This is a genomic window from Paenibacillus hubeiensis (assembly GCF_032334105.1).
Classification (GTDB): domain Bacteria; phylum Bacillota; class Bacilli; order Paenibacillales; family Paenibacillaceae; genus Paenibacillus; species Paenibacillus hubeiensis.
In genome coordinates this window covers 1-857 of sequence record NZ_JAVYAE020000050.1, presented here as the reverse complement: position 1 = coordinate 857, position 857 = coordinate 1, and the positions used below count along the sequence as shown (strand labels likewise).

The window sequence follows — 857 nt, the reverse complement described above, 5'->3', positions numbered from 1 at the left end:
CTAATCCTTATTGATAATGCCAAAAGTCTTTAAGTCCCCATCTCCATGTTCTATCCGCTCCTGTGCCACCGTTAAATTTTGAATACTCCATTGAAGTTTTCACTCCATCCCAAGGATCAAGATAATGCATATAATAAGTATATGTTGGTGTATTACTATATCCATAAATAGCAACCGCATGACCTATAAGAGCTGTAGGACTATTCCATTTCCAGCTAACATAGACAGGGCGCCCACCATCAATTTGACTTTTAACTTGGGCAACATTAAGATTTCCAGAGTAATAATTGGAGGATACCCCGTAGTCATGCATTCCACTTTGTGCTTCTACCGTGGATGCCGATACATTTGCACACGAACTGGTTGACTTCACTGTCTTTACAAAGTCGCATTGATACACATTTTTTTTAGCCATGAACTTGAGTACACTTGAACTTACTGCGGCCCAGCACCATTCATCTTTCTCTTGCTTTGCAATTGGATATGATGGCAAATCTGTAGAAGCAGCATACGCTTGTGATACGAAACTTAGTGTAAATATTAATGCAAATACAGAGAATATCATCGATTTTTTATGCTTCATTTTAAACCTTCCTCCTCATTTCATCGAAATTGAATTGAAAAATTCAAAAGCTCCTATTTGTGCCAATCTTCATGCTGCCCTCCCTTCTCATTCATCCAAAGTCATTTTTCTTACACTATAAAAAATGACCCTTTTAGTTGAAAAGTTTCCTTTTTTATCAATTTTTTAATCAAAAAAATATTATCGCAAGAGGTCTGAATCTGAAACAGATTGCTCCAAACTAAAGAGGCATATCCCGGTAATCTGTACAGGTTCTAGCCTTTGCTCGGGACAA

Annotated in this window: 1 protein-coding gene; it reads right to left on the bottom strand. The window is 37.3% G+C overall.

Annotated features, from left to right (window positions below; translation table 11 throughout):
- Positions 1-7: 7 nt before the first annotated feature.
- Positions 8-583, bottom strand: coding sequence for a papain-like cysteine protease family protein (locus RSX24_RS32220; RefSeq protein WP_343262911.1), 576 nt, complete (start codon positions 581-583; stop codon positions 8-10).
- Between the last annotated feature and the right edge of the window lie 274 nt (positions 584-857).

What these genes read in the sequence shown, in the direction of transcription:
- RSX24_RS32220 (WP_343262911.1), bottom strand. Translation starts at nt 583, where the DNA reads ATGAAGCATAAAAAATCGATGATATTCTCTGTATTTGCATTAATATTT.